We start from the raw sequence: 23681 nt of genomic DNA, 5'->3' as shown, positions 1-23681 counted from the left end.
GTCTGCCCACCACTCCAAGCTAAACAACGTCAACGAAGATCGGGTTCGTGTACAGCCAGGTGTCGAGCCACGGGTCGCCGTCGTTCGTCGGGTGCTGGATCGGACCGGCCGGGTCGATGCTGCGGCCCAGGTATCCGGCTCCGTGCCGGTTGCCGTCGCTGCCGCGCACGCGGACGTAGTGCGAGTGCTCGGCCCGTCCCAGCGGGATGCACAGGTCATAAGTGCCGGTACGGCGGTGTACGTCGACCTGCTCGACCACTCTGGTGTCGGGTGCCTTCCAGCTGTCCCGTGTGGCGGTCGGCCCGGTCACCGCGCCGCGGATGACGTCCACATGGGCCAGCCGCGGCAGTACGCCGTGGAAGTTCGGCCGGGTCGCACTCGTCACGGTGATCCGCAGTTCGAGCCGCTCATGACGCCGTACCCGCAGACGTCCGCCGAGCGTCACGCCACGCTGACGTGAACCAGCAGGAGCCACCCGTACGTCGATTCCGTCGACCAGCTGACCGTGGTCGACCCAGACCCGGCCGGCGCGCAGAGCGGCCATCACCTCGAGGTAGCCGTACTTGGCAACGCCCACGTGGGTCCGGCTGAACTGACCGGGCCAGAAGTCGCTGCCGGCCTGTGGGGTGTCGGTGTTGGTCGGTGAGGGCTTCCAGCCGAGGCTGTCGAAGTTCTGCCCGGGTGGGAACACCCCGTCGGTCCAGGTGTCCCAGATGGTCCGGTGGTTGTCGCTGTTCGACGTGATCGAGAACAGCTTGCCCTCGGCGAGCAGGCTGTCCCACAGCCCGCCGACAGTCGCGGTCGCCCAGTCGAAGCCGCCGTACGTCCGATAGGCGTCGACAGGGAAGCCCGGGAAGCTCCCAGCGCCAGGGTTGTTCACGTACTCGCCGCGCTGCGCGTTGGTCGCGCCGCGGAACTTCACCCAGGCCGGCTCCGCGTCGCCCTGTGAGCCCGGAGCGCCCTCCATGCCGATGCAGACGCCGGTGTCGCGCCAGGCGCGGAGCTCGTGCGGCGAGTCGATACCCAGCCGCAGCGGATGGTTCGCGAGCACCAGTACGTCGTCGACGAACCCACTGCGCTTCTGAGCGGCCAGCCATTGCAGACCCTTGAGCGCGTGCTGCTCGTTCTCCGGGGTGTCCGCCGAGCGGCTCGTGAGCTTCCCGTCGTACTCACGCTCGAACTGCTGCAGCAACGCCACGTTGTTCGCGCCCGGTGCGACCAGGACAGTGCCGTGCTCAGCCGCCGGGATGTACCACTCCAGGCCCTGGAAGATCAGCATCCGCGGGTTCTCGGCCCGCGCCTTCAGGACCTCGGCGTTCTCGGCCGCGGCGCCCTTGTCGGCGTGGCCGAAGTTGCTGTGCTCGGTGAACGCCATCCAGTCCAGCCCGAACTGCGCACCGCGCTGCGCCAGTTGCGTGAAGTCGTACTTCGCGTCGTGGCTGTAGCGGCTGTGCACATGGTGATCGCCGACCAGCCAGACCAGCTCCGGGTCACTACCACCCTGGTACGACGGGGCGGTGGTGGCCGACGCCTCCGACGCGCCGGCCGCGGTCGCAGTGACTGTGCTCACGGTGAAGGCAGCGCCGAGCAGACCGGCGCCCCGGATCAGATTCCGGCGCGACACTCCCTGCGGATCGAGAGTCGCTTCGGGTACGTCAGGGTCCGCCCATGGAGGTAACTGCTGCATGAGCGTCACCCTGCAGGTCCGGACAAAATGCCGTCAAGGCGCGAGATGACCTGCGGATGAACGATCGGCGTACTCGTCTTCCAGGATCGAGTAGAGCAAGGAATCCCGCCAGGCACCGTTGGTGAACACATGGTCACGCAAATGGCCTTCGTAGCTGAAGCCGATCCGCTTCACCACGGCGATCGAGGCCGCGTTCTCCGGGCCGATCGCCGCCGTCACCCGATGCACGTGAAGCGTCTCGAACGCGAGCCGCAGCATCACCTTGGCGGCGTCCGTCGCAAACCCATGACCCCAGTGGTCGGCGTGAATCGCATACCCGAGCTTGGCCGACCAGGGACCGCTCACCGGAGGACCGGGAGCGATCCGGGCGAAACCGATCACGTGGTCGTCGTCCCGGCGGGTGACGGCGAGCATGTAATCGGAGCGGTCCGTCCGGGCCGAGCGTTCGAGGATGCCGGTCAGCACCCCGGCCGCTTTGGCCCGGTCATAACTGTCGAACGCCATCCAGTCGGTGACCCGATCGTCACCGGTGATGGCCAGGTAGTCATCGAGGTCGGTCTCGCGGAACTCGCGCAGCACCGTCCGCTCACCGTTGAGAGGCTCCATGGGGCGATTGTCGGAGCAGCCGGGGTCAGCGATTGAGGGTCTGCATGGGTGTGCGGGTGAACGTCTCGATCTCTTCCTGCAACTCGCGGGCGTCATCCGCGCGACCGGACTGCCGCAGCGCCGAGTGAACCCGGCGGGCCGAGTGCACGACACCGTTGATCCGGCGCTCGGTCGGCAGCTCCAGCACCGGAGCGATCGCGTCCGCCGCGCCGTCCAGCTCACCCGTCGCGATCCGGCTGATCGCCATCGCGGCGTGACTGCCGGCGGCGTCGCCGAAGGCCCACTCCGGGTGGTTCTGGTCGGCGTAGGCGTCGACGGCCTGCCGTGAGTACCGCTCGGCCTGCTCGCCCTCGCCCGGAAGCCAGGCCAGCGCGTCGGCCGCGTAGTACAGCTGGCGGTTGCGCCCGAAGGTGCACAGGCCGCCCATCTCGTCGAGGTCATCGTTCTGGACGTTGTCCCAGGCGTCCTCGGCCCGCTCGAGCGCGGCCCTGGTCGCCTCGGGGTTGCCGAGCGCGGCCCAGGCACGGGCCTCGCTGACCGGCAGCCAGACGCTGGTGGTGCTGTTGGCCTGCTCGGCGTAGCCGGCGCCCAGCTGGGCGTAGCGGACCGAGTCGTGCGGGTTGCCGGCCCAGTACGAGACCAGGGACTGCAGACCGCGCACCCAGGCACGCAGTCCGTGGTGGTCGGCGTTGTCGGCGCACAGGAACGCAGTACGGGCCTGGGTCAGCGCCGCATGCGGGTTGCCGAGGTCGTGGGAGGCCTTGGCGAGCAGACCACCGGTCACGCCGCCGAGGAAGTAGAGCTGCCGCAGGTGTTCCGGGCGTTGCCGGCTCTCCAGCAGTGCGAAGACCAGGTCCTGTGTCTCGACCAGTTGGCCGAGGATCTCTGGCAGTGGGCGCTGCGGGTAGGCCTTCGCGACGTGGCGCACGTCGTCGTAGACCTGTTCCATGGCCTCGCTTCCGAGACCGGACTGGGCCGCAAGGGCAAATGCCCTCGCTCGGCTGGCAGCCATGTCGAGAACCTCCATCTCGTTACCTGTCGTGATCCGCCCACCCGTGGCAGCCACCGGCACCATCTGCTGCCCCGCGTGGTGCTGCGGGACCGCCTGCTCGGGGGTGTACGGCGCGAGGAGTTCCTCGACCGGCTTTCCGAACATGCGCTGCAGGGTGCGCCGGGTCTGTGGAGTGGTTCCTGCCCGCTCGCCGGATGCGAGGCGCCGCAGGTGCCGCTCGGTGATGGTTCCACCCAGCTCGACGAACTCGGCGACGATCTCGGAGTAGGTCTGGTTCCGGCGCTGGATCAAATGCGCCAGGACCGTCTTAGGCGCCAACCTCGCCGCCATCGTTCCTCCCGTTCACCGTCAGAACAGACGTTGTCTCGACTAATGCCCCACGACAAGGTGCTGTCCTCCAGATGTCCGTCAGAGGTCCTCGAGAGGTCCGGTAAAGGTCCTCTTCAGGTCCTAGAGCGGTCACGTTGGGCTCGTGCACCATTACTGCCATGACAACCAGTAAGTCCAACTGGTTGCAAGGGCTGAGAGTTACGGGGTGAGAGGCAGTGAGCATCGCGGAAATGACGGCGCGACAGCATCGTCGCCGGGTTCGGGTCTGGTTCGGCGAGCATGTGATCGCCCAATACGTCGCGGAAGCGTCTCTCGCCGCCCGCTACGAGCAGGCGATGCGGCGTCGTTTCGCCGGCCTCAAGGTCACCAACGACGTGCTCGGCCCGCTCGACAGCGCCACCTGATTCAAACGACCACTTAAGCTTCCGGGCCCTCCTCAGGCTCGGTCAGCCGCACCCTGGAGTCTCCTCACGTTCAGGGTTCGGCTTTCTGGAAAGGTTCGGGACCCTCCTCAGTTCCGAACGAAACCCAGGTGCGGTCCGGGGCACTCCTCAGCCCCGGACCGCACCGCCCGAAGCCCGGCTGGGCTTGGCGGCTGAGTCCCTGTATCGCCGCCGCCCAGCCGTTCCAACCACCACCTCCTGGCCGACACCTCGGGCCAGTCCGGGGTCGGGTGTCCTGGGCGGTAGGACACCACTGGTGGTTCCTGACACCTCACCAGGAACCACCCCCCGAGGTGGCCGGCTCCGCTGTGTGACCGCCGCGCCTGGGCGGTCACACAGCGGAGCCTCTGTCACGTCGTGGCGACGTACACAGCGAACGGTGCGTCCGACCGCACCTCCGGTACGCCGTCCACCCAGCCTTCCGCGGTGATCTCACCCGCGAGCGTCATGCCGAGCCGTTCCATCACCGCTCGGGACGCCAGGTTGTGACGCTCGGTGAAGGCGATCACCGCCTGTGCCTGCAGCGTTTCGAAGGCGAAGGCCAGTCCGGCCCGCCCGATCTCGGTCGCCAGCCCGCGCCCGCGCGCCGACTCGACCAGCGCCCACCCGAGCTCCAGCCGATCGACCGCCCATTCGGCGCCGACCAACCCCTCGATCGCGACGGCCACCGGCGACCCCACCGTCATCCGGGACAACCCACCCCGCCCGGCCAAAGCTCCGCCGGTTCGCTCGTACGCGATCCACTTGCTCACCGAGTCGCGTTCCCAAGCGGCGCCCATCTCGGCCGCTCGCTCCGCGGCCACCTCGGGTGACCACTCCCCGCCGTACCAGCGCGACACCCACGGGTCCGCGAAGATCCGGACCAGGTCCGCTTCATGTCCGCTCAGGACCGCACCCGGTCCACTGACCGGCTCGAGCCGCAACCGCTCGGTCAACCGCATCCGTACGACGTGCGCCACGATGTCCCGCAGTCGCCGGTCCCCGTCGGTCCGCCCGACCATCAGCAGGTCCAGGTTGTCCACCCCGACCCACGCCGACGCATCGTGCTTGCCCTCCTCCAACCGCGGCCGGCTCAGGTCCCCGTCCACCGCGATCAGGTAGTCGAGCTCACGCCGTACCCGGCCCTCCCATTCCCACTCCCAGTCCGCGACGGTCGCCAGAATCTCGCGGACCGTCCACCCCGTCTCCTCCTCAACCTCCCGAGCCAGCGCCTCCTCCGGCGTCTCCCCAGCCTCGAGATGCCCGCCGACAACGTCCCAGATCCCCGGCAACAACCGCCGATCCGCCGACCGCCGCTGCACATAAACCCGCCCACCCGAGTCCCGGATCAGCGCCCCCACACAATCCACACCTCGCATCACGACACCCTAGGGACGAGCGGCGAGGGGTTGTTCGGGGATGCGGTTGGGGATGAAAGCGACGGCGACGATGAGCAGTACGGCGGCGCCGGCGGCGACGTAGAAGACGTCGTGGATCGCGGGTGCCAGCACGGTGGCGGGGAGCTTCCCGAGGTCCTTGTGCACACCGCCGAGCCGGGCGGCGATCTCGCCGTTCGCGACCGCGCCGAAGGCGGCGACGCCGACCGCGCTACCGACCGAGCGGGAGAACATGTTCGCGCCGGTCACCACTCCGCGGTGCTGCCAGTCGACCGACGACTGCGCCGCGACCACGGCCGGCGCGGAGGAGAACCCGAGCCCGACGCCGATCACGAAACAGGCGGCCGCGAGCTGCACGACGCTGCTCGTCGCCGAGACGGTCAGCAGGATCCCCGACCCCAGTACGACGAAGGCCGAGCCCAGCAGCATGGTCCACCGGAACCCGAGCCGCAGGTAGATCCGCCCGGACAGCGAGGCCGCGATCGGCCAGCCGATCGTCATCGAGGCCAGCGCGAATCCGGCGATCAGCGCCGTCGTACCGAGCACGCCTTGCGCGAAGACCGGCACGTACGTCGACAGGCCCATCATCAGCAGCCCGATCAGGAACGCGGTCGCGTTGGCCGAGTTCAGCACCCGCCGCCCGAGCACCCGCGGCGGCAGGATCGGCTCGGCCGCCCGCCGTTCGACCAGGGCGAAAGCGATGATCAGCAGCACCGCCACGGCCAGGATCGCGATGCTGACCGGTGCATCCCAGGCCCACATCACGCCACCCTCGAGCAACCCGAGCAGCAGCAGCGAACCACCGACGGCGAGCAGTACGGCGCCCGCGTAGTCGATCTGGTGCTTGGTCTTCTCGGCGGCCTTCTCGACGAACCGCTTGCGCAGCACGAACGCCGCCGCGATCCCGAGCGGCACGTTCACGAAGAAGATCCAGCGCCACGAGATGTAGTCGGAGAAGACCCCACCGAGCGTCGGCCCGACGAACGACGAGATTCCCCACACGCTGGCCAGGTAGCCCTGCACCTTGGCCCGCTCGGCCACCGTGTAGATGTCGCCGATGATCGTCATCCCGATCGGCTGGATCGCGCCCGCGCCCAGCCCCTGGATCAGCCGGAACGCGATCAGCACCGGCATGCTCCACGCGAACCCGCAGAGCACCGACCCGACCACGAACAGCGTGACCCCGAACAGGATCATCGGCTTCCGCCCGCGCAGATCGGCCAGCTTGCCGTAGATCGGCACCGACACGGCCTGGGCCAGCAGATAGATGCTGAACAGCCACGGGAACTGCGTGAACCCACCCAGATCCTCGACCACCGACGGAACAGCGGTCGCCAGGATGGTCGCGTCGAGCGCCACCAGCCCGGTGCTCAGCATCACCGCCAGCAGGATCGGGCCCCGCTCCGACCGAAGCCCGACACCGCTTTGGTCGATCCGCTCAGTAGTCATGACAAAGCCCAACTTACGGGATCGTTGAACGATTCCTGCAGCCTTGATCCACGGGCCGATACGCTCCGGAGCGTGAGGATCCGGGACTCTGTGCTGCGTGCTGTCGTCATCGTGCTGACCGCCTCATCGAGCCTGGTCCTGCTCCCGATCGCCATCAACGTAGCCACCGGCGGCACCGCGCCCGCCTTCCTCGCCCCGTACGTCGGCTGGGCGTGGCCGGTGATCTTCGTCCTCTGGGCCATCCTCGTGGTGACGGCCCTGCTCGAGGTGCGAAGCCGCCGGGGGCACCCGGTCATCGCCAGTCGCTCGGCCGACAGACCCCGCAACCGCGCGAACTCGCTCGGGCAGGTGGACCGCTACCTCCGGCAGCGGGTCGACGGATCCCTGGCGGCGCGGACGCGCGTCGCCCTGGCGCTCGACCAGCGTCCCGAGCTGGTCGGCCGCCCGTACGACATCGTGGTCCGCCCGAGCGACAGTGATCCGCACCGGCTGCCGGACGACGCCCACATCGGCACCGTCTTCGACGAGCTCGAGCTCTCGATGCTGATCCTTGGCGCACCGGGTGCAGGCAAGACCACCCTGCTCCTCGAACTGGCACGCACCCTCACCCAGCAAGCACAGACCGACGAGCGCGAGCCGATCCCGGTACTGGCGAACCTCTCCGGCTGGACGGCGTCCGTGTCCCGCGGGCCCGGCGATCATCCGCGCGACAGCCCGCTGCTGGCCGGCTTCGTCCGCTGGCTGCTCGACGAGCTCGACACGAGGTACCTCATCCACCCGGCGGTCGGTCGGCGCTGGCTGGTCGAGGGCCGCTTCATCCTCCTGCTGGACGGTGTCGACGAGATCGACCCTGCTCACCGCGACAAGCTGGCGGGCGTACTCGACGAGCTGCGGATGACCTACCGGATCGCCGGACTCGCGGTGACCTGCCGCACCCAGGACTACGCGAATCTCAAGAACCCCCTCCGCGTGCAGGGCGCGGTCGACATCAAGCCGCTGTCCCGGCAGCAGGTCCTCGACTACTTCGCGGCCGTCGGACCCGAGTTGGACGGCGCCCGCGCGGCGATCGAGCAGGACGACGAGCTGTGGGACCTCGTCACGTCACCCCTGATGCTCAACGTCCTCCTCCTGGCCTACCAGGACCAGGGCCGCGACCCCGAGGCGGACGTACGCCGGGAGCTCTTCGACACGTTCATCGTCGAGGTGCTGGCCCGGCACCGCGTCACCACTCGCCAGTACGACGCCCTCACCGCGGTCCGTGCCCTGCGCACCCTCGCGATCCGAACCCGCAGCCGCCTCGGCGCACAGTCCGTCGTACCGCGCTGGCCGAGCCCCGACGCCCGCGACGTCGACCGCGCGGCCGTCTACTCCCTGCACTCGATCGGCCTCCCCGCACTGCTCGCTGGCGTCGTCGCCGGCTCCACCCTCGTCACAGTCGCCCTGTACGGCGTACTGGCCGGGCTGACCGTCGCGGTCGGCGCACTGCTCCTCGCCTTCCGCTGGAAGCCCGCCGGCAAGGCAGCCCGCGGACTCAGTCCGATCGCACTCCTCGGCTTTGTCATCGGTACGGCGACCAGCGGCGTCCTCATCGTCGCGGCCACGGGGCTGGCCGGAGACCTGCGCTTCGTGAACGGTCTGCTGATCGGGCTACTCGTGGGATGGGCCGTCCGGTCGCTGTCCTTCATCCCCAACTACTGGCAGCTCCTCTCCCACCCCAGCGCCCGCTGGCGCTTGGGGCCGTGGGCGCTCGCAGGCGCAGCGGTAGGCATCGGACTGGCGCTGCTGATGGGCGCCGACCACACCACAGCCGGCCCTGCCGTCATTCCTGGCATCGCCATCGGCGTCATCGCCCTTGGCGCGCTACCGCGCCTCTCCAAGAACGCCGGACCGCTGTACCGCGTGCTGGCCGACGTGATGCTCTGCTGGTCCGGACAGCTGCCCTGGCGCCGCGGAGCCTTTCTTCAGTACGCCGCCGACCGCTTCGTGCTGGCCCGAACCGCACCCGGCGAGTACTCGTTCATCCATCTGCTCGTTCGCGACCACCTGGCCGAGTGCGACCCCGACGAGCTAGCTGCCAAGGTCGACCGCCGTCACAGGCGAGGCGCTAGCAAGGCCTGATCGAGGATGTGGCTCCACTGCCGGACGATGCCGCGCCGGCGGGCGCTGTCGTCCGACAGCAGGTCAGCCAGGCCGAGACCGCGTGCCATGTCGAGCACGCCCTGCACTGTCTCGCGTACGCCGGGAGTCCGCTCCGAAACGTCAAGTACGTCGAGGAGCGCCCGGTGTGCTCGCCGCCCGACCCGCTCTTCCAGCCGCACGATCTGCGCCCGCAGCGCCTCTTCCGTCGACGCAGCGACCCACAGGTGCAGGGCGGCCCGGAACAGCGGGCCGGTGTAGACGTCTACGAGCAGGCTGACGATCGCCTCAGTCCGTCCGGGTCCGGTGGGCAATGTCGCGGCCCTGATCTCCGCCAGCCGCACCTCGGTCATGTACTCGACCGCAGCGGCAAACAGATCCGCCCGCGTCGGGAAGTGGTGCTGGGCCGCACCCCGCGACACCCCGGCCCGGGTCGCGACCACAGCCACCGTGGTCGCGGCGTACCCGACCTCGGCGAGTGATTCGACCGCAGCCTCCAGCAACCGCTGCCGGGTGGCCCGGCTGCGGTCCTGCTGTGGCTCGCGGGGTTCCTTCAAACTGGCTTCACTCACGGGCGGCCTCGCGCGCTCTGAGCTCACGCCGCAGGATCTTTCCCGACGCTGCCTTCGGTACCGCCTCGATGAACTCCACCAGCCGCACCTTCTTGTACGGCGCCACCCGCGCGGCGACGTACTCGAGCACGTCAGCCTCGGTCAGCCCGGACCCCGGCATCGGCACCACGAACGCCTTCGGTACCTCGTTCCCGTCGTCCAGGACGCCGATCACCGCCGCGTCCGCGATCCGCTCGTCGGTCAGCAGCACAGCCTCCAGTTCGGCCGGCGGCACCTGATAACCGTGGTACTTGATCAGCTCCTTGACCCGATCGACGACGTACAGGTAGCCGCGGTCGTCGACGCGGCCGAGGTCGCCGGTGTGCAACCAGCCCTCACGGTCGACGGTCGCATCCGTCTCTGCCGGCCGACCCAGGTACCCCTTCATCACCTGCGGTCCGCGGATCCAGATCTCGCCGACCTCGCCCTCGGGAACATCGTTGCCGTCGGCACCGACCAGTCGCTGCTCGGTCGACGGGAACAACAGGCCGACTGCGCCAGGCGGCGGCTCCGGGTCGTCCTGCGGTACGGCGTGCGTCCCCGGCGACAGCTCGGTCATCCCGTAGCACTGCAGCACCGAAACCAGTCCGAGCCGCTTCGCGCACGCCTCGGCCAGCTCCGCATCGAGCGGCGCTGCCGCGGACGTCAGGTACTTCAGTGCCGACAGGTCCACCCCATCCACCGCCGGGTGTTTCGCCAGCGCCAGCACGATCGGCGGCGCGACGAACGCGCGCGTGATCTTCTGTTCGTCCAACGTGGTCAGGAACTGCTGCAGCTCGAACTTCGGCAGTACGACGACGGTCGCGCCGAGGCGGAACGGCAGATTCATCAGCACCGACTGCCCGTAGATGTGGAAGAACGGCAGGATCGCGATGATCCGCTCGCCGTCGTCCATCTGGAACGTCGCCTCGGCCTGCACCAGGTTGGTCCCGATGTTCCGGTGCGTCAGCATCACACCCTTGGCCGCACCCGTCGTACCGCTCGAATACGGCAGCACCGCGACATCGGAGGCCGGGTCGATCGTGACCGACGGCTCGGGTGCGGTCGAGGCCAGCAGCTCCTGCACAGACCGATAGCCCTCGGCCTGGTCGCAGACGAAGATTTCGCCGACCTCGGTGCCCTCGATCGCGGCCGTCGCGACCGGCAGGAACAGCGAGATCGTCACCAGGATCTTGGCCTTCGAGTCGACCAGCTGCTTGTGCAGCTCGTCGGCGGTGTAGAGCGCGTTGACCGTGGTCACGGTCGCACCGGCCCGGATCGCGCCGTAGAAGACGACCGGGTAGAGGATCGTGTTCGGGCTGTAGAGCGCAACCACGTCACCATGCCGGATGCCGAGCTCGGCCAGCCCGGCCGCCAGCCGCCGGGTCATCCCGTCCAGCTGGGCGTAGCTGATCTCGCGGCCGCTGACCGCGTCCACGAGGGCCGGGCGGTCGCCGTACTCCTGCGCACGTCCGAGCACCGCGTCGTGCAGCGGGACGTCGAGCAGCTCGACGGGCGGGTACTGGCTGGTGATGATCATCGGCCGGCCTCTCTGAGCGGAATCAGTGCCAGGAACCTTCTCGTACTACCGAGTATTTGCCCAGAGCTCAGTACGACTTCGGCAGCCCGAGGCTGTGCTGGGCGACGAAGTTCAGGATCATCTCCCGGCTCACCGGTGCGACCCGGATCGCGCGCGCGGCGACCGAGAGCGAGGCGACGCCGTACTCCTTGGTCAGGCCGTTGCCGCCCAGTGACTGGACCGCCTGATCAGTCACCCGTACGGCGACCTCGGCGGCCGCGAACTTGGCCATGTTCGCGGCCTCACCCGCGCCCAGGTCGTCGCCGGCGTCGTACAGGGCAGCCGCCTTCTGCATCATCAGCCGGGCGAGCTCGAGTTCGATCTTCACCTGCGCCAGCGGATGCGCGATGCCCTGATGAGCGCCGATCGGGGTCTTCCAGACCTGCCGTTCCTTGACGTAGGCGACCGCCTTGCCGAGTGCGTGCCGGGCGATCCCGAGCGCGAACGCGGACGCCATGATGCGCTCCGGGTTCAGCCCCGCGAACAGCTGCATCAGCGCCGCGTCCTCGGCCCCGACCAGCGCCTCGCGCGGCAACTGGACGTCGTCCAGGAACAGCGTGAACTGCTTGTCCGGGCTGATCAGATCCATCTCGATCGGCTGGAACTCGATCCCCGGCGCATCGGTGGGCACGATGAACAACGCTGGCTTGAGCCGGCCGGTCTTGGTGTCCTCGGTCCGCCCGACCACCAGCACCGCCTGCGCTACATCGAGTCCGGAGATGTAGACCTTCCGGCCGGACAGCGACCAACCGTCCTCGGTACGGCGAGCGGTCGTGGTGATGTTGTGCGAGTTCGACCCGGCATCCGGTTCGGTGATCGCGAACGCCATCGTCGTGGACCCGTCGGCCAGTCCCGGCAGCCAGCGCTGCTTCTGCGCGTCGGTCCCGAATCGCGTGATCACGGTGCCGACGATCGACGACGACACGACCATCATCAGCAGCGGACACCCGGCCGCACCGAGCTCCTCCAGCACGATCGACAGGTCACCCATCCCGCCGCCACCGCCGCCGTACTCCTCCGGCAGGTTGACGCCGAGATAGCCGAGCTTCCCGGCCTCCAGCCACAGCTCGGAGGTGCTCCCGCCGCTCCGCGCCTGCCGGTCGAACCACTCGTAGCCGTACTTCTTCCCGAGCTCACCGACCGCCATGCGCAAGGCCTGACGCTCTTCCGACTCTGTGTAGAAGTCCTTCCCCGCCCCACCACCCCGGACAATGCTCATGCGTTCTCCCCAACGACGACCAGTACGGCGCCGACCTCGACCTGTTGACCCGCTTCGACAGCGAGCTCACCGACAACACCGTCAGCCGGCGCAGCGATCGTGTGCTCCATCTTCATTGCCTCCAGCCACAACAGCGGCTGACCCTGCTTGACCACCTCACCGACCTGCACTCCGACCCGGATCACCGTCCCCGGCATCGGTGCCACCAACGATCCCGCCGCCACCTGCTGCGATGGGTCCACAAACCGCGGCACCGGCGTCAAGCTCACCGGCCCCACACAAACCAGACCGTCGTACGTCGCGACCTCGAACACCCGGCGTACTCCGTCGATCTCGAGCACCACCCGGTCCGGCGTACTCTCGATCAGTTGGATGTTGCCGTTAACAACTAGTCCGTCCCGGGTCAGCCGATACTCAACGTCATAAGTCGTCTCGCCGACCCGATAACTCTTCCGCTGCGGCTGCGAAGCCAGGTTCCGCCACCCTCGCGGCACCCTCACGGGCTGGGCCCGCCCCGCTGCATCAGCCAACGCGGCCGCCAGTGCGGCAACCTGCGCTGAGTTGGCCTGTCCGCCGATCCCGTGCGTCGTGAAGAACGCAGTGTCGGTCTCACCCGCCAGAAACGCCGGATGCCGCAGGATCCAGGCGAGCAGATCCCGGTTGGTCCCCACGCCGTGCAGGGTCGCCCGCTCCAGCGCCTTAGCCAACCGTCGCGCGACGGCGGTCCGATCGGTGCCGTAGGCAATGACCTTGGCGAGCATCGCGTCGTAGTACGGGGAGACGATCGAGCCGTCCTCCACGCCCGAGTCCACCCGCACACTCGAATCCAGCGCGAACTTGTGCAGTACGCCGGTCTGCGGTTGCCAGTCGTGCTGCGGATCCTCGGCGTACAGGCGCACCTCGATCGCATGTCCGACCGTCGGCGGCGGGTCCGCGGGCAGCTTCGAACCGTCCGCGATCGCGATCTGCAGCTCCACCAGATCGAGCCCGGTGGTCTCCTCCGTGACCGGGTGCTCCACCTGCAGCCGCGTGTTCATCTCGAGGAAGTAGAAGTTCCCCTCCTCGTCCGCCAGGAACTCGACCGTCCCCGCGCCCACGTAGCTGATCGCCGCCGCAGCCTTCCGCGCCGCGTCGAACAGCAGCGGCCGCATCGACGGAATCCGTTCCACCAAGGGCGACGGCGCTTCCTCGACCACCTTCTGGTGCCGGCGCTGAATCGAGCACTCCCGCTCACCGATGGCCCAGATCGTGCCGTGCCGATCGGCCATGATCTGCACCTCGATATGCCGTCCAGCCGGCAGATACCGCTCGCAGAACACCGTCCCGTCGCCGAACGCCGACAACGCCTCCGCCGACGCCGCGTCGATCTCCGCCGCCAGATCCGCCGGCCGCGAGACCACCCGCATCCCGCGCCCACCGCCCCCGGCCGAAGCCTTCACGAGCACCGGCAGATCAGCCTCGGACACCTCAGCCGGCGTCAGCTCGGCCAGCACCGGCACCCCAGCCGCCGCCATCAGCTTCTTCGACTCGATCTTCGACCCCATCGACGAGATCGCGTCCACCGGCGGCCCGATCCAGCTCAGCCCCGCCTCGATCACCGCCGCCGCGAACCCGGCGTTCTCGGACAGAAACCCATACCCCGGATGCACCGCGTCCGCACCAGCCCGCAGCGCCGCCTCGATCACCAGCTCGCCGCGCAGATACGTCTCACCCGGCGCGTTCCCCGGCAGGTGCACCGCCGCATCGGCCTCATTCACGTACGGCGCCGCCGCGTCCGCCGTCGAGTAGACGGCAACCGTCGACAACCCGAGTGACCGAGCGGTCCGGAACACGCGACGAGCGATCTCACCACGATTGGCAACAAGAACCGACGAGATCATCAGACTCACATCCTGAAGACACCGAAGGAGGACGTGCCCTCCACCGGTGCCGAGTGGATTGCGGACAGGCAGATGCCGAGCACGGTGCGGGTGTCCCGGGGATCGATCACACCGTCGTCGTACAGGCGTCCGGACAGGAACATCGGCAGCGACTCCGCCTCGATCTGGCCCTCGACGTAGGCGCGCATCTTCGCGTCGCCGTCCTCGTCGTACGGTATGCCCTTCGCCTCGGAGGCTGCTCGCGCGACGATCGACAGCACGCCGGCCAGCTGCTGCGGCCCCATCACCGCCGACTTCGCCGACGGCCACGCGAACAGGAACCGTGGATCGAACGCTCGTCCACACATCCCGTAGTGCCCGGCTCCGTACGACGCGCCCATCAGGATCGACACGTGCGGGACCTTCGAGTTCGCGACCGCGTTGATCATCTGCGCGCCGTGCTTGATGATCCCGCCCTGCTCGTACTCGCGACCGACCATGTAGCCGGTCGTGTTGTGCAGGAAGATCAGCGGAGTGTCCGACCGGTTCGCCAGCTGGATGAACTGCGCCGCCTTCTGCGCCTCCTCGCTGAACAACACTCCGCGAGCATTCGCGAGGATCCCGACGGGATACCCATGCACCGTGGCCCATCCGGTCGCCAGCGACGAGCCGTACAGCGGCTTGAACTCGTCGAACACCGACCCGTCCACCACCCGCGCGATCACATCCCGCGGGTCGAAGGGGATCTTCAGGTCACCCGGAACGATGTCGAGCAGCTCGTCCGCGTCGTACAAGGGATCCTGGTACGACGGCGCTGCCGCCGGGCCCTTCTTACGCCAGTTGAGCCGAGACACGATCTGGCGGCCGAGCCGGATCGCGTCCTGCTCGTCGACCGCGAAGTAGTCGGCCAGCCCCGACTTCCGTGCGTGCATCGACGCACCACCGAGCGATTCGTCGTCCGCGTCCTCGCCCGTCGCCATCTTCACCAGTGGCGGCCCGGCCAGGAACACCTTGGCGCCGCCGTCGACCATCACCACGTAGTCGCTCATCCCGGGGATGTACGCGCCGCCCGCGGTCGAGTTGCCGAAGACCAGCGCGATCGTCGGAATCCCCTCGGCCGACAGCCGGGTCAGGTTCCGGAACATCGCGCCGCCCGGGATGAAGATCTCCTTCTGCGTCGGCAGATCCGCCCCACCGGACTCGACCAGGCTGATCACCGGCAACCGGTTCGCCCGCGCGATCTCGTCCGACCGCAACGCCTTCCGCAACGTCCACGGGTTGCTCGCGCCACCCTTGACGGTCGGATCGTTCGCCGTGATCAGGCACTCGACTCCGCAGACCACGCCGATCCCCGTCACCAGACTCGCGCCGACCGTGAAGTCGGATCCCCAGCCCGCCAACGGCGACAACTCCAGGAACGCCGAGTCCGGGTCGATCAGCAGCTCGATCCGCTCCCGCACCAGCAACTTCCCGCGCTTGTGATGCCGCTCGACGTACTTCTCCCCACCCCCCGCCAACGCCTTCGCGTGCTCAGCCTCGAGCGCGGTGAGCTTCTCCAGCATCGCCACCCGGTTAGCGTCCGAAGACTCGCGGGCGCTCGTCGGCGATTGTTCGGACGTTGTGGTCATGAAGTGAACCCCAGTCGTTTGGCGGCGAGGCCGGTCATGATCTCGTTGGTGCCACCGCCGATGGCGAGCACCTTCTGGTCGCGGTACTGGCGTTCCACCTCGGCTTCCCGCAGGAAGCCGAACCCGCCGTGCAGCTGCAGCGCCTGGTCGCACACCCACTGGCCGGCCTCGACCGCGGTGTTCTTCGCGAAACAGACCGCCGTGAACACGTCCTCACCCCGCTCGGACCGCTCGGCGACCGAGTGCACGTAGACCCGCGCGACGTCGATCCGGCGCGCCATCTCGGTGAGCGTGTGCTGCACGACCTGCCGCGAGATCAGCGGCTTGCCGAACGTCTCCCGGTTCCGGCACCACTCGACCGTGAGATCAAGCGCCCGCTGCGCCCCGGCGTACGCCTGCACCGCGAGAACCAACCGCTCCGCCACGAAGTTGATCGCCAGCTGCACGAACCCCGAACCGGCCGTGCCCACCAGGTTGCCGACCGGCACCCGTACGTCGTCGAACGCCAGCTCGGCCGTATCTGAACACAACCACCCGAGCTTCTCGAGCTTCCGCGACACCGTGAATCCCGGCGTCCCCTTCTCGATCACCAGCAGGCTGATCCCGTGCGCGCCGGGCCCGTCGGTCCGTACCGCGGTCGTCACAAAGTCCGCCCGCACCCCCGACGTGATGTAGGTCTTCGCGCCGTTCACCACGAAGAAGTCCCCATCACGACGAGCCGTCGTCCGCAACGACGCGACATCCGAACCACCGTCAGGCTCTGTGATCGCCAGCGAGCCGATCAGCTCACCGTCGAGCGTCGGCTGCACCCATCGATCGATCTGCTCTTGATTGCCTGCAGCAACGATATGCGGTACGGCGATCCGACACGTCAGCAGTGATGCGACCAGCCCACCCGAACCACCCGCGTAGTGCATCTCCTCAACGACCGCGAGCATGTCGCTCAGCGACCCACCGCCACCACCAACGGACTCCGGAAACGCAACCCCGAGCAACCCCAGCTGGCCGGCTTTCTTGTGCAGCTCGCGCGGCAGCTCGCCGTCGCGCTCCCACTGATCCAGATGCGGCAGCACCTCTGCCGCCATGAACCTCCGCACGCTCTCTCTGAAGTCGGTGCTCATAGCAACATCTCCGGAATGTCGACATATCGAGAACGCAGCCATTCGCCGACGGCCTTGGCCTGCGGATCGAACCGCGCCTGCGCGGCGACCCCTTCGCCCAGCAGGCCTTCGACGACGAAGTTCACCGCCCACAGATTGGGCAGCAGGTACCGCGTGACCGGCAGATCAGTGGTCTCCGGCAACAACTCCTGGAACAGCTCGACGGTCAGCGTGTGCGCCAACCACCGCCAAGCCTTCTCGTCCCGCACCCACACCCCGACGTTCGCGTCGCCGCCCTTGTCGCCCGACCGCGCACCCGCGATCCGTCCCAACGGAACCTCGCGCGTCCGCGGCCGCCCGGCCGACGCCAGCGACGGCAACGGGATCGGCAATCCAGCATCCTCAGCCGAGGTCAGCTCCTGCGTCTCCGCCGCGGGCTCGATGATCGATCGCGACCCGTCCGGCAGTACAACAACCTGCTCGACCGCGTGGATATCGACGTACCCGGCGCGGAAGACGCCGTACGGCGCGCCCTCCCCAGGCGGCGCGAGGACATGGAACCCGGGGTAGCTCGACAACGCCAACTCGACCGCCGCACCGGAGAATCCGCGACCGACCACCTTCGGATCGGGATCCTTGACCGCGCAGCGCAGGTAGACGCTGGCCTCCTCCTCCGAGTCCGCGTTCGGCTTCTCGGTCCAGGCGAGCGTCCACTGCACCTCGGCCGGCCGCTTCGCGAACCCACGCTCGAGCTGCGCCTTGACCAGGTCAGCCTTCTCCTCCAGTTGCAGCCCGGTCAGCACGAAGTTCACCTCGCTGCGGAACCCGCCCACGCTGTTCAACGACACCTTGTACGTCGGCGGCGGAGCCTCCCCCCGAACCCCACTGATCCGGACCCGGTCGGCGCCGTCGTCCGACAGCTCGATCGTGTCGAGCCGCGTGGTCACGTCCGGACCGGCGTACCGGGCGCCCGTGATCTCGTAGAGCAGCTGAGCCTTGACCGTGTCGACTGTGACCGCGCCACCGGTCTTGTCGTGCTTGGTGATCACGCTGCTGCCGTCCGCTTGGATCTCCGCGATCGGGAACCCGGGCCGGCCGAGGTCGTGGACCTCGCTGAAGAACGCGTAGTTCCCGCCGGTCGCCTGGCATCCGCACTCGATCACGTGACCGGCGGCGACCGCGCCCGCCAGTTCGTCGTACTGGTTCCGTTTCCAGCCGTGGTGCGCCGCGGCCGGCCCGACGATCACCGACGCATCGGTGACGCGGCCGGTCACGACCACATCGGCTCCGGCCTGCAGCGCCTCGGCGATACCCCAGGCGCCCAGGTAGGCGTTGGCCGTCAGCGGCTCACCCAGCTCCAGCTCGGCGGCTCGATTCAGCAGGTCGTCGCCCTCGACGTACGCGATCTTCGGATGGAGGCCGAGCCGATCCGCCAGCTCCTGGATCGCCTGCGCCAGCCCGGCCGGGTTCAATCCGCCGGCGTTGCTGACGATCTTCACGCCACGATCGAGCGCCTCACCGAGGCTGCCCTCCAGCTGCTTCAGGAACGTCCGCGCGTACCCGAGGGACGGATCCTTCAGGCGGTCCCGCCCGAGGATCAACATCGTCAGCTCAGCCAGGTAGTCCCCGGTCAACACATCCAGCGGCCCGCCGGTCAGCATCTCCTGCACCGCGCTGAACCGGTCCCCGTAGAAGCCGGACGAGTTCCCGATCCGGATCGGCGCGGTCATCCGAACTGCCCCGGCTGACGACCCTTGCCCGGCATCCCCGCGAATGCCTGCACGATCCCCAGCCACTCATCCGCGTCAGCACCCTCCGCAACCACCTCCAGGTCGTCGCGATGCCTTCGCTGGGTTGCCAGCAGGCAGAAGTCCAGCGCCGGCCCACTCACGCGCTGCGCGGCACCCTCCGGCCCCCACGCCCACACGTCTCCATCCGGCCCGGTCAGCTCGACCCGAATCTCGACGTCAGGCGCAGTCCGCCCGTGCAGCATGTACGCGAACCCACGCGTCCGCACCGCCAGATGCGCCACGTGCCGCAGACGGTTGCTCGGCGGCCGTCGTACCCCGAGAGCGTCAGCGACGTCCTGCCCATGCGCCCACGTCTCCATCAACCGCGCGGTCGCCATCGAGGTCGCACTCATCGGCGGCCCGAACCACGGAATCTTCTCGCCGGCCGGAACCGCCTTGAGCGCCTCGGCCAGGTCGGCTCGCGTCTCTCTCCAGTAGACCAACAGCTGGTCCGGCGGCAGGGCTGCGCCCTCGGCCGCCGCGTCATCGACGTACCCAGTCGGGTTGGCCGCGCCACGCTCCAGCAGCTCCGCGAACCCCTCCGGTTCAGCCGCCGCCAGCCGCGCCGCGTCATCAGTCCAGGCCAGATGCCCGATCTGATGAGCGATAGTCCAACCCTCAGCCGGAGTCGCCTGAGCCCACTCGCCGGCCGCCAGCCCGCCCACCAGCCGATCCAGCTCAGCACTCTCGGCCCAAAGATCCGCCAGCACCTCGTCTACATGCACGCGCACTCCCAAGCGACGGAGATCGTGCCACCGACACTGACACGATCGGTAAAAAGAATCAAGCGCGCTTGTTTTCGAATCGGCCGGGACTTCGGTGGTCTATTGAGGTTGTCTTCGACGGCGGTGGAAAAGGTTCCGCTGGGGGATCCTGGTCTGTTACCCAGGAAGCATGCATGGTTCGCTGCCGGGGAAGGCCGCCGAGATCCGGGCGTTGTTGCTGAGTTTGATCGACACGCTCCCGGAGGGCGCCGCGCTGCCGCCCGAACGGGAGCTGGCCGTGCGCTGGAACGTGGCACGGATGACGTTGCGCCGGGCCGTCGACGAGTTGGTGATCGAGGAGCTGCTCGTACGCCGGCACGGGAGCGGCACGTACACGACCAGGCCGAAGGTGGCCCGGTGGCTGGGGATGATCGGGTTCTCCGAGGACATCCGCCGGCGCGGCATGCGGCCGGGCAACCAGATGCTCGAGTTCCGCCATCAGAAGGCTGAGCGTGCGGCCGCCCGGCGGCTGCGGATCCCGGTCGGGGATCCGATCATCGCGTTCACCCGGCTGCGGCTGGCCGACGACTTCCCGATGGTGGTCGAGCGGACCACTTTGCCCGCGGCGTACGTCCCGGGGCTGGAGGCCGAGGACCTCAACGGGTCCATGTACGACCTGCTGACCAACCGCTACGGCATCGACGTCGTCAGCGGTACGTCGCGCCTCGAGCCGGTGATGCCCGATGCCAAGACCGCCGCCTGGCTCGACATCCCGGTCACGCAGCCGTGCCTCGCTACCCACGGCATCAGCTTCGACAGCCGAGACCGCGTCTTCGAGTACACCTCGGCCCTCTACCGGGGCGACCGCTACGCCTTCACCACCGAGCTCCGGATGACCCAGACCCCGCGAGCCCGCGCGACCAGTTTCTGAATGTCGAGGTAGTTCGGCCGGCTCCGACGTCCTTGGCGTGATGATCGAACAGCAGGTACAACTCCCCGACGGCCGCACGCTCCACGCCTACGACACCGGATCGACCGGCGTACCGGTGATCTGGAACCACGGCACCCCGAATGTCGGCGCACCGCCCGAGCCGTTGTTCGCAGCCGCCGAGCGCCTCGGCCTGCGGTGGATCTCGTTCGATCGGCCCGGGTACGGCGGATCCACGGTCGACCGTGGTCGGACCGTCGCCTCGGTGGCCCGGGACACCGAGGCCGTGGCCGATGCTCTCGAACTCGACCGGTTCGCCGTCGTCGGCTACTCGGGTGGCGGGACCTTCGCGCTGGGGACAGCGGCTTTGCTCGGCGACCGGGTGAGCGCGGTCGTGACGCTGGCCGCGATCGCGCCGTACCGGGCTGAAGGTCTCGACTGGTTCACCGGGATGGTCCCCTCGGCCATCGCAGCGCTCGGCAGTGCGGCCGCCGGTGCTGACGTGCGGGAGGCCCTCCACCGGTCGGGATTCGAGTACGACGCCGGGTTCCTGCCGGCGGATTTCGAGATGTTCGATGGTCCGTGGGGTTGGCTGGGCAAGGTCGCCGGACCGGGACTCGACGCGGGACCCTATGGGCAGATCGACGACGACGCGTCGTACACGCGTCCGTGGGGTTGTGATCCGCGGACGATCACCGCGCCGACCCTGCTGCTGCACGGCACTGCGGACGGCATCATCCCGGCCTCCCACGGTCGCTGGCTCGCGGCGCATTGCCCGACCGCGACACTCCAGCTCCACGAAGGCGCGAGCCACTTCACGATCGTCGAGCACGCGGAGGAGGGTCTGACGTGGCTGGCGCAACAGCTCTGACGCCCTTTCGTGTCGACGTACCCGAGGCAGATCTCGCCGACCTCCGTCGGCGGTTGGAGAACACGCGGTCGGACGATCTCGTTGCCTCTTGGCGAGACTCATATGACTGGCGTGCCTGGGAGCGACGGCTGAACGCGTATCCCCAGTACACGACCATCATCGACGGGACGCGAGTGCACTTCCTGCACGTGCGCTCACCCCGGCCGAACGCGTTCCCGCTGATCCTCACCCACGGCTGGCCGGGTTCGGTCGTGGAGTACCTCGACGTGATCGGCCCGCTGACGGACCTCGGCTACGACCTCGTCATCCCATCTCTCCCCGGCTACACCTGGTCCGGCCCCACACCCGACAACGGCTGGGGCCCGCGCCGCATCGCCCGTGCCTGGGCTGTGCTCATGGACCGCCTCGGTTACAGCCGGTACGGCGCCGCCGGCAACGACTGGGGCTCACACATCGCACCGGAGTTGGGTCGAGTCGCTCCGGACGCGGTCACCGGCGTACACGTCACGCAACTGTTCTGCTTCCCCGAAGGTGAGTGGCTCGCCTACCCGCCGAGTGTCGAACCCGATCGCAGCGCGCTCACCTCCGAGGACCAAGCCGCCCTCGACGACCTGCGCGAGCTGCAGCGCTCCTCCGGTTCCTATGCTCATGTCCACGCCCAGCGTCCGTCCGTTCTGGGAATCGCCTTGAACGACTCACCCGCCGGGCTCCTCGCCTGGAATCGCCAGGCCATGGGCGGCCTCGACCCGGACACGCTGCTCACCCACGTCACGGCGTACTGGCTAACCCGTACGGCGGCCTCGGCCATGCAGCTCTACGCCGAGTACCAACGCCAACCCGCCCCCGACAGCCCCACCACCGTCCCGCTGGCCCTGTCCCAGTTCCGCGACGACCTCCGCTCGATCCGCTGCTACGCCGACCGAGATCACGCCAACATCACCACCTGGACCATCCATGACACCGGCGGCCACTACGCCGCCCACCAAGTCCCGGAGTTGTTGGTCAACGACCTCCACACCCACTTCACCACCCACCGCTGAAGCCGGGGGCGGACCTGCATCACCGTCCAACCCCTCGCGCGGCCGCTCGGAGGGGCGATGCTGAGCGTGAACTCCCGCGCCTCATCACTGTTAGACGGTGGTGGCGGTCTCGGTACGGCGCAGGAGGTGGGCCTTGGCGTGGTCGGTGGCGGTGGCGATGGCGCCGACGAGGGAGGCTCGGTCGCCCAACGTGGAGCGGAGGACGGCTATGGGGACGGGGAGTGTGGCCGCTAGTTCGGCGACGCGGGCGGCGAGGAGTTCGTTGTCGCCGATGCCGCCCGTGAGGATGACGGTCTCGGGGTCGACGATCGCGCTCAGGGCGGCGACGATCTCATGGATGCGACGGCACTCGTCCTCGACGAGCGACAGCGCGTAGTCGTCGCCGACGCGTGCCCGATCAAACAGATCCTGTACGTCGCGAAGCGCGGGGTCCAACGCGCGAGCCTCGCGCAGCAGGGCGAGACCACCTGCCTCGTCGGGTTCGGCCGGCGTACCCCGTCTTGCGTGTGTTGTCGGCAGGAACCCGACCTCGCCGGCGGCGCCATGCGCACCACGCAACAGCGTGCCGTTGTGCATGATCCCCGCACCGACGCCCGCGCCGATCGCGATCACCGCGAAGGTCGACAGCGAACTCCCTGCACCATGCCGGTGCTCACCGATCGCGGCCAGGTTGACGTTGTTCTCCAGCAGTACCGGCCCGTCGATCCCCGCGGCCAACTGCGAGTACAGGTCGTACGGCGTCTCCTGCCCCAGGTTCCACGCATACCGAACCATCGGGTCGTTGGTCAGATTCACCGCGCCCGGCGTCGACACCCCGGCCGCCAGCAGCGGCACATCAGCCCGCCCAGCCTCAACCCGTGCTTCAGCGAGCAGCTCAACAGCCTGCCGTACGACGCTCTCCGCGCCCTGGGCCTGAGTCGGCCGCTTCAACTCGGCCAACGGCGTACCGCTCACATCGCAGACCGCGACCCGCAGATTGGTCCCACCGATGTCGATCGCCGCGACGCAGCCCGCGCCCGTCGGCACGCCGTACAGGGTGGCTGTCCGTCCCGGCAGTCCGCTGCGTTGGCCGAGCGACTCAACCAGTCCGAGAGCCTCGAGTCGCTCGACGGCGGCGAAGACCGTGGGCCGCGAGAGGGCGCAGGCGACGGCCAGTTCGGACCGCGTCTGCGGCCCCGGCTGCGCGAGCAGGCGTGCCAGTACGACGGTCGCACTCGGCGTACCGCTCACAACACGGTTCATGCTCACCTCGTCCGGACTTCTTGACTCCCTCGTCGGCCCTGATAATACTGCCCGTATGTTAGGAAGGTTGCCTAACAAATAAAAGACCTGGA

General features: G+C 68.5%; 19 protein-coding genes. 5 read left to right on the top strand and 14 right to left on the bottom strand.

What is annotated here, in order from left to right; genetic code table 11:
- Positions 1-19: 19 nt before the first annotated feature.
- Genes ACIA49_RS30200 through ACIA49_RS30190 form a run of 3 tightly spaced genes read right to left on the bottom strand, consistent with a single transcriptional unit; the run spans position 20 to position 3635 of the window.
- A complete protein-coding gene (locus ACIA49_RS30200; protein WP_396381017.1) occupies positions 20-1687 on the bottom strand; it encodes a PHP domain-containing protein in 1668 nt (555 codons plus the stop codon).
- 33 nt (positions 1688-1720) lie between these two features.
- Positions 1721-2293: a GNAT family N-acetyltransferase gene (locus ACIA49_RS30195; RefSeq protein WP_396381015.1), complete on the bottom strand. Its 573-nt coding sequence runs from the start codon at positions 2291-2293 to the stop codon at positions 1721-1723.
- Positions 2294-2318: 25 nt separating this feature from the next.
- Positions 2319-3635 (bottom strand): XRE family transcriptional regulator, encoded by a 1317-nt coding sequence (locus ACIA49_RS30190; RefSeq protein WP_396381013.1) that lies wholly within the window; start codon positions 3633-3635, stop codon positions 2319-2321.
- Positions 3636-3850: 215 nt separating this feature from the next.
- On the opposite strand from ACIA49_RS30190, the gene ACIA49_RS30185 reads away from it, so the two are divergent.
- Positions 3851-4039, top strand: a complete 189-nt coding sequence (locus ACIA49_RS30185; protein ID WP_396381231.1) for a hypothetical protein — start codon at positions 3851-3853, stop codon at positions 4037-4039.
- Between the two features lie 389 nt (positions 4040-4428).
- Here ACIA49_RS30185 and ACIA49_RS30180 read toward each other — a convergent pair whose 3' ends face one another.
- Together ACIA49_RS30180 and ACIA49_RS30175 are read right to left on the bottom strand one after the other, a co-directional pair.
- The gene (locus ACIA49_RS30180; protein ID WP_396381012.1) at positions 4429-5436 is read right to left on the bottom strand and encodes a GNAT family N-acetyltransferase; all 1008 of its coding nucleotides are present in this window, start codon (positions 5434-5436) and stop codon (positions 4429-4431) included.
- A 9-nt stretch (positions 5437-5445) separates the two neighbouring features.
- Positions 5446-6903, bottom strand: a complete 1458-nt coding sequence (locus tag ACIA49_RS30175) for an MDR family MFS transporter (protein WP_396381011.1) — start codon at positions 6901-6903, stop codon at positions 5446-5448.
- A 72-nt stretch (positions 6904-6975) separates the two neighbouring features.
- On the opposite strand from ACIA49_RS30175, the gene ACIA49_RS30170 reads away from it, so the two are divergent.
- On the top strand, positions 6976-9021 hold the full coding sequence (locus ACIA49_RS30170) for an NACHT domain-containing protein (RefSeq protein WP_396381010.1): 2046 nt from the start codon (positions 6976-6978) through the stop codon (positions 9019-9021).
- Here ACIA49_RS30170 and ACIA49_RS30165 read toward each other — a convergent pair.
- The 8 genes from ACIA49_RS30165 to ACIA49_RS30130 form a co-directional block, all read right to left on the bottom strand.
- On the bottom strand, positions 8994-9611 hold the full coding sequence (locus ACIA49_RS30165; RefSeq protein WP_396381008.1) for a TetR/AcrR family transcriptional regulator: 618 nt from the start codon (positions 9609-9611) through the stop codon (positions 8994-8996). The two genes, ACIA49_RS30170 and ACIA49_RS30165, sit on opposite strands and share 28 nt — an antisense overlap.
- Complete coding sequence (locus tag ACIA49_RS30160; RefSeq protein WP_396381007.1) at positions 9604-11169, bottom strand: AMP-binding protein; 1566 nt, start codon at positions 11167-11169, stop codon at positions 9604-9606. Before ACIA49_RS30160 ends, ACIA49_RS30165 begins: the two co-directional genes overlap by 8 nt.
- A gap of 67 nt (positions 11170-11236) precedes the next feature.
- Positions 11237-12427 (bottom strand): acyl-CoA dehydrogenase family protein, encoded by a 1191-nt coding sequence (locus ACIA49_RS30155; RefSeq protein WP_396381006.1) that lies wholly within the window; start codon positions 12425-12427, stop codon positions 11237-11239.
- Positions 12424-14307: an acetyl/propionyl/methylcrotonyl-CoA carboxylase subunit alpha gene (locus tag ACIA49_RS30150; protein ID WP_396381004.1), complete on the bottom strand. Its 1884-nt coding sequence runs from the start codon at positions 14305-14307 to the stop codon at positions 12424-12426. The genes ACIA49_RS30155 and ACIA49_RS30150 overlap by 4 nt, the downstream gene beginning before the upstream one ends.
- A gap of 5 nt (positions 14308-14312) precedes the next feature.
- Positions 14313-15914: an acyl-CoA carboxylase subunit beta gene (locus ACIA49_RS30145; protein ID WP_396381003.1), complete on the bottom strand. Its 1602-nt coding sequence runs from the start codon at positions 15912-15914 to the stop codon at positions 14313-14315.
- Entirely contained in the window at positions 15911-17035 is a 1125-nt protein-coding gene (locus ACIA49_RS30140; RefSeq protein ID WP_396381002.1) for an acyl-CoA dehydrogenase family protein, read from the bottom strand. The genes ACIA49_RS30145 and ACIA49_RS30140 overlap by 4 nt, the downstream gene beginning before the upstream one ends.
- Positions 17032-18744, bottom strand: a complete 1713-nt coding sequence (locus tag ACIA49_RS30135) for an acyclic terpene utilization AtuA family protein (RefSeq protein WP_396381001.1) — start codon at positions 18742-18744, stop codon at positions 17032-17034. Before ACIA49_RS30135 ends, ACIA49_RS30140 begins: the two co-directional genes overlap by 4 nt.
- Positions 18741-19529, bottom strand: a complete 789-nt coding sequence (locus ACIA49_RS30130) for a TIGR03084 family metal-binding protein (RefSeq protein ID WP_396381000.1) — start codon at positions 19527-19529, stop codon at positions 18741-18743. The genes ACIA49_RS30135 and ACIA49_RS30130 overlap by 4 nt, the downstream gene beginning before the upstream one ends.
- 169 nt (positions 19530-19698) lie before the next feature.
- On the opposite strand from ACIA49_RS30130, the gene ACIA49_RS30125 reads away from it, so the two are divergent.
- The 3 genes from ACIA49_RS30125 to ACIA49_RS30115 are packed head-to-tail and all read left to right on the top strand — an operon-like array spanning position 19699 to position 22347.
- Positions 19699-20439, top strand: a complete 741-nt coding sequence (locus tag ACIA49_RS30125) for a GntR family transcriptional regulator (RefSeq protein WP_396380999.1) — start codon at positions 19699-19701, stop codon at positions 20437-20439.
- Positions 20440-20479: 40 nt separating this feature from the next.
- Positions 20480-21307: an alpha/beta fold hydrolase gene (locus tag ACIA49_RS30120; protein ID WP_396380997.1), complete on the top strand. Its 828-nt coding sequence runs from the start codon at positions 20480-20482 to the stop codon at positions 21305-21307.
- On the top strand, positions 21286-22347 hold the full coding sequence (locus tag ACIA49_RS30115) for an alpha/beta fold hydrolase (protein WP_396380996.1): 1062 nt from the start codon (positions 21286-21288) through the stop codon (positions 22345-22347). The genes ACIA49_RS30120 and ACIA49_RS30115 overlap by 22 nt, the downstream gene beginning before the upstream one ends.
- A 90-nt stretch (positions 22348-22437) precedes the next feature.
- Here the strand turns inward: ACIA49_RS30115 and ACIA49_RS30110 are convergent, their stop codons facing one another.
- Positions 22438-23589: an ROK family protein gene (locus ACIA49_RS30110; RefSeq protein ID WP_396380994.1), complete on the bottom strand. Its 1152-nt coding sequence runs from the start codon at positions 23587-23589 to the stop codon at positions 22438-22440.
- Between the last annotated feature and the right edge of the window lie 92 nt (positions 23590-23681).

Source organism: Kribbella sp. NPDC051587 (assembly GCF_044453945.1).
Taxonomy (GTDB): Bacteria; Actinomycetota; Actinomycetes; order Propionibacteriales; family Kribbellaceae; genus Kribbella.
The sequence above is the reverse complement of the archived record's forward strand: the minus strand, read 5'-3'. Positions and strand labels throughout refer to the sequence as shown.